General features: G+C 35.2%; 4 protein-coding genes and 1 other RNA gene. 1 reads left to right on the top strand and 4 read right to left on the bottom strand.

The window, feature by feature from the left end:
- Positions 1-1909: hypothetical protein (locus tag D6734_04450; protein ID RMF96077.1), on the bottom strand; the 1909-nt coding region annotated here is incomplete at its 3' end.
- Positions 1910-1942: 33 nt separating this feature from the next.
- Positions 1943-2767 carry a glycosyltransferase family 2 protein gene (locus D6734_04445; GenBank protein RMF96076.1) on the bottom strand — a complete coding sequence of 275 codons (825 nt, stop codon included), beginning with the start codon at positions 2765-2767 and terminating at the stop codon, positions 1943-1945.
- Positions 2768-2813: 46 nt separating this feature from the next.
- On the opposite strand from D6734_04445, the gene rnpB reads away from it, so the two are divergent.
- An RNA gene (rnpB, locus tag D6734_04440) (RNase P RNA component class A) lies at positions 2814-3196 on the top strand.
- On the opposite strand, the gene D6734_04435 is transcribed toward rnpB, so the two are convergent.
- On the bottom strand, positions 3197-3850 hold the full coding sequence (locus D6734_04435; GenBank protein ID RMF96075.1) for an N-glycosylase/DNA lyase: 654 nt from the start codon (positions 3848-3850) through the stop codon (positions 3197-3199).
- 64 nt (positions 3851-3914) lie between these two features.
- Positions 3915-5481 (bottom strand): adenosylcobalamin-dependent ribonucleoside-diphosphate reductase (locus D6734_04430; protein ID RMF96074.1); only part of this gene is annotated, 1567 nt, incomplete at its 5' end.

Below are 5481 nucleotides of genomic sequence, written 5' to 3'. Positions count from 1 at the left end.
ATTCATCTGTTGATAATTTTGTTTCTTCCCCATTTATTTCGCATTTCCAGTAGGGATGGTTTTGCACCTTGATTCTGATTGTATTGTAAAATTCTTCTGTAACTATCTTGGCTTCTATCATTTCATTGGCTAAATTTATATATCCTACTTTACCTTTACCTTTAATGAAGTCTATCCATAGCGGTTTATAATTTAAAAGTTTAAAAACTTCAATTAGGCCAAAGTCAGCGATTTTTTGAAAAGAAGGAGACCTTTCCAAGAAATTTTGAAGAGATTGGCTAACTGCAGCTATATGAGAGGTGTTGAAGATTTTCATCCTCCTTGCCAGTTTTCTATCGTCTATATTTTTCATACTCATCCCCATAATTCTTCCACCTTCAGTACTTACAATTTTCTCGGTAGTATAAGGAAATCCGCTATTCCAAGCACCTATATGATTTACACCAGAATAATACCAAGTGAGAGAAAGGATGTGGCTTTCATTGAAAATTGTACCGGCGATGTTCCCCTTAGTCCTCTGAATCAGTAATCTTTCCTTGTTAGGATTTAAATTTTTTGAAGTCCATTCCCAAAAGGATTCTATTTGACGATAATCTTCAAGATGATTTGATGTTATTAAAAATTTTTTATTTTTAAGATGTGACGAAAAAGTTATCAATCCCCCTGCAATGATAACAAGACAGATAATTTTTAGAATGAAATCTTTTCTCTGTGTAATATGAAAAAAATAGTCTAATCCATAAATGCAAAAGAAGAGTAAGCCGATTTGTGAAAAGAGCATAAAACGGTTATTTTCTATTCCTCCTGCAAATGGAAGATTATTTAAAAAATTTACACTTCTCCATAAATCTGATGAAAAAATGAGGAAAAAGAAAGTGAAGAAAATCATTCCCTTATTTAGGATATGTTTGTACTCCTCTTTTTTGAAGGAAACAATCAAACCTGTAATAGCAAAAAAGTCTAAAAGAAGCATTGATAATTTGATGAATGGTTTGGAGAAGAGATTTTTAAAAAAAAGTTCTCCATTATTATTGAAAAGCTGCTTACTGAGGCTAATATTTTCTGGCACATTAAGAAATATTTTGACCTGATGGTAAAGAGATGCCCAAGGTTCAATAATTCCTTTTCCAAACATCTTGTTTGCAGAAAGCCATTTCCCTGCTTCTATAAATGGATAGATATAAAAGCTCGCAAGTGAAATGGACAGGATAGCAATCAGCGAAAGTTTCAAGAAAAAACGGAAAGAATTTGTCTTTTTTGAAAAAAGGGATATGAAGAAAAAAAACAGGGCGAAGAAAGATTCAGCAATTGCAACATATTGATGAGAGATAATAGTAAGAGAAAAGAGTAAAACAGCTACTCCGCAATATTTTAATGAATTGTCTGTATAAACTTTCAAAAGGGCATAAATAAAGAGAGGTAGAAATCCAAGGGCAAGATAATTATTCCACATTCCTTGGGCAATTTTTAAGATATGTGTTGTCTGAAGTAGAAAAAAAAGTGCAGTTATTAGTGAAGCAGTTTTGGAAGAAATTCTTGAGAAGAGAAAAAATAATGATACAGTAGGGAAGACAATTGCAACAGCCATAAGCAATTTGTATGCAATTATTATATTGATGCCAGTAGATATTGATAAAAAGGCAGCTATGCTTTTCCCCAATATGTAGTGATAGAGAAGAATTGGAAAACCTGCAAAATCTGCCATACACCATCCATTTATCCAATGCCGTTGAGGAATTAAATACTTTGTAAGATAAATTGTTTCTGAAAGATGTTTGGGATTATCAAGAAGCATTGGTATCCCTTTTTTGAAAATTGGTGCAATGAGGAAAAGAGAAGAGACAATAAGAATTAGATAATAGAAGAAATTTAAAAAATTGCCTTTTTTATCACTTTTATAAGAAATCATTATTTGAAAATAATTGCCATTATACTCAAATTATCAATATTTTGGGAAGGATAGTAACTTATTCTTTCTAATTACAAGATTGAAATAACGCCAAATCGTATAAATATATTTCATTTTTGAACTGCCTTTCTTCAGATCATATCTAAGGATAAGAGGCACTTCAGAAACCTTGGCCCCAATATGTGATAATTTAACCAAAAGCTCAGCCATGCAGACAAAACTGCTTTCTTCTATTAGTTTATCTCCATATATCTCTAATCCCTTTTTTAGTATCCCTGCATCATATGCCCTAAATCCGCAAGTGCAGTCCTTTGCATTTCCCACATCAAAACCTGCTTTTATAATAATACTTGCGCTGCGGCTTAATATTTTTCGAAACAATGATAGTCCGACTTCTTCTCCTCCTTTTTCATATCTCGAGGCAATCACTATTTGATTGTTTTCTTCCCTCAATTTAGTAATCATTTCTTTGAAAAGAGTTGGTGGATGGGTATTATCGGCATCCAAAGTTATTACAACATCTCCATTTGAAGCTTCTACAACAACTTTTTTGATACCATTGAAGAGGGCTTTTCCGAGGCCCAAATTTTTTGTGTGTCTTATTATTTCCAATGGAATCTTTTTTTTGAAGTTCTCGAGAATGGCTTGTGTATTGTCACTACTTCCATCATCGACAACTACTACCTTATAGTCATCTTCGAATCCTTTTGATGTCTCTTTTATTTTTTCAAGAAGAATTGGAAGGGCTTCTTCTTCATTGTAAGATGGAAGAATAATCCATATCATTATCTTTTGCCTGTTTTTCTGTTTTGTCTTGAAAAGATGATTTTTTGCTAACTTCTTGTTTATAAAAAACATATTAATCGGTTGACATTAAAGTGTAAATGAATAATTTATAAAAATGGGAGAAGGAGAGGCAGCCGCTTTCTATAAGCACAGTATGCTTATAGGAAGAGGAAAGTCCGGGCTCCACGGAGAAGGGTGCTTCGTAACACGAAGTGGGGGCAACCCCAAGGAAAGTGCCACAGAAAATATACCGCCGCATATATTGTGCGGTAAGGGTGAAAAGGTGAGGTAAGAGCTCACCAGTGTTTCAGGCGACTGAAACAGCTTGGCAAACCCCACCCGGAGAAAGGCCAAGTAGGAAGCAGATGGGATTCTCCGCCCAATAGCTTTTGCTAACTGCTTCGGGTAGGCCGATAGAACTTAATGGCAACATTAAGTCAAGATAGATGGCTGCAATGCCTCAATGGCATAACAGAACCCGGCTTATCTCCTTCTCTCTTTTTATTTTAAGATTTCTCCCGTTTGTCTGCTCCAAAGAAGAAGGTCAAGCTCATCGATGTCTATATTGATTTCTTTTGAGAATTTTTTCATTTTTGATTCAATATAAAGATAATCTTTTCTATTGGAAGGCCTGACATTTTTTTCCAAAACACCGAACTCATAAAGGCAATTGAGTATATGTTTGTCGAGTATTGCATACCCCCTATATCCAATATTTCGTAAAAAGTGGCTTGCTTCTTTGAAGCCTATTCCCTTTATTTTTTTATTTAATGCAAAGAAATCACGAAGTTCATATGGATGACCTTTATATGATGACAAAATTCTCTTTATATCGAGCTTATATTCTTTTTTTAAATATTCCCTTGTTTCATAAATAAAAGCAGGACGAATTCTCCAAAAACGGTGACTACCTTTGATGGCTTTGCTTATTTCTTCGGCTGTACCTTTATGAATAATATCCTTTATCGCTTCGATTGCTCGTAATCCCATCTTAGCGCTTGCATTTGCTGTCAAAATGCAAAAAGCTAACTCTTCGAATAATTCCCTGTTTGATGATTTGCCTTTTTGTTTGAATTCCCTGAGGCGAGCTTTTATTTCTTTCCTCTTCAATGCATAATCTTCCTGTAGATTCTTTATGAACCTTTCTGAAACCATTTTTTTGTTTGTTTTCCTTCTTCGGCTTATTTCCAAACCTTGGAATAGTTATAGGGAAGAATCTTTAATGGCATTTTGAAAATCCGCAAGACCTGCACACGACACACCCACTTTCCATTTCAAGTGAGCTTCCACAGTCAGGACAAGGCACAATATTGACTGATGTTTCATCATTTCCGGAAATGATTACAGCATCATTAAAGAGTTTGATTTCTTCTTTTTTCGATTGTGAATTGCCATTGCCATTTGTTTTATCTGTTCCATTGTTTGAATAATTATCTATATATTGTTCAATAGCCCACGCAATTGCATCAGGGCAGGAAAGAATCTTTTTTCCTCCATTTAATTCTCTGTTGTCATTTTTTATGCATGATAAACACCTAATTCCTTTTAGTTGTTCAGTTATTTCATTGATACTAATGTTTGACCTAAGAGCAAGAGATATCAATCTGCTTGTTGCTTCTGATTGGCTCGGACATCCGCCAGCTCTTCCAGTATTGGTGAAAACTTCGCAGATTCCATTTTCATCGGAATTTACCGTAACATATAGGTTGCCGCATCCAATCTTATTTTTGATTGTCAAACCGGCAGTCATTCTTGGTCTTGGCCTTGGTGTCAGTGTCTGTCCCTTCTTTTTCCCGTCACCAAAACTTAGGACTTGAGAATCTCTGCTTCCGTCCCTATAAACTGTTACACCTTTACATCCCAACCGATAAGCAAGAAGGTATGCCTTTTCAATATCCTCAGGAGTTGCAGAATTTGGGAAATTGACTGTTTTTGAAACAGCATTATCTACATATTTTTGGAATGCAGCCTGCATTTTAATATGCCATTCAGGACTAATATCATGTGCCGTTACAAAGACCTTTTTCACATCATCAGGCACTTCATCGATATGCTGTAAGCTCCCTTCCTTCGCTATTTTTTCTATTAATTCTTTTGAATAAAATCCTCTTTCCTTGGCAACCTTTAGAAAGTAAGAATTTACCTCAACAAGCTTGTCATTATCCATTACATTTCTATAATAGCAGATTGCAAAGAGCGGCTCGATTCCACTTGAAGCATCGGCAATGATGCTTATTGTCCCTGTTGGTGCAATTGTGGTTAAAGTAGCATTTCTCAACTTAATGCCTGAATCAGCAAATATGCTTTTATCATAGTTTGGAAAAGTTCCCCTTTCTTTGGCAAGTTTTTGCGATGCTTTTACACTTTCTTCCTTTATGAATTTCATTATCTGTCTGCCGGTTTTTACTCCTTTCTCTGAATTGTACGGTATTCCAAGCTGTATAAGAGTATCTGCAAAACCCATTACACCAAGACCTATTTTACGATTTCCTTTAGTTGTTTCTTCAATCAATTCGAGAGGGTATTTATTTACATCGATTACATCATCGAGGAATCTTACGGCAAGATGCACAGTATCCTTTAATCGGTCATAATCAAATTTGGGTGTTCCATTTTCAATTTTTACGAACTTTGAAAGATTGATTGACCCAAGATTGCAGGACTCAAAAGGTAAAAGCGGTTGTTCGCCGCATGGATTTGTGCTCTCTATAGCACCAAGTTCAGGCGTGGGGTTGTCTCTGTTGATTCTATCAAGAAAAATTATTCCCGGTTCACCATTTCTCCAT

It is taken from the genome of Candidatus Schekmanbacteria bacterium (genome assembly GCA_003695725.1).
GTDB lineage: Bacteria > Schekmanbacteria > GWA2-38-11 > GWA2-38-11 > J061 > J061.
The sequence above is the reverse complement of the archived record's forward strand: the minus strand, read 5'-3'. Positions and strand labels throughout refer to the sequence as shown.

Bases quoted from the DNA above. Each gene is read 5' to 3' on its own strand.
- D6734_04445 (RMF96076.1), bottom strand. From the start codon at position 2,767: ATGTTTTTTATAAACAAGAAGTTAGCAAAAAATCATCTTTTCAAGACA.
- D6734_04435 (RMF96075.1), bottom strand. From the start codon at position 3,850: ATGGTTTCAGAAAGGTTCATAAAGAATCTACAGGAAGATTATGCATTG.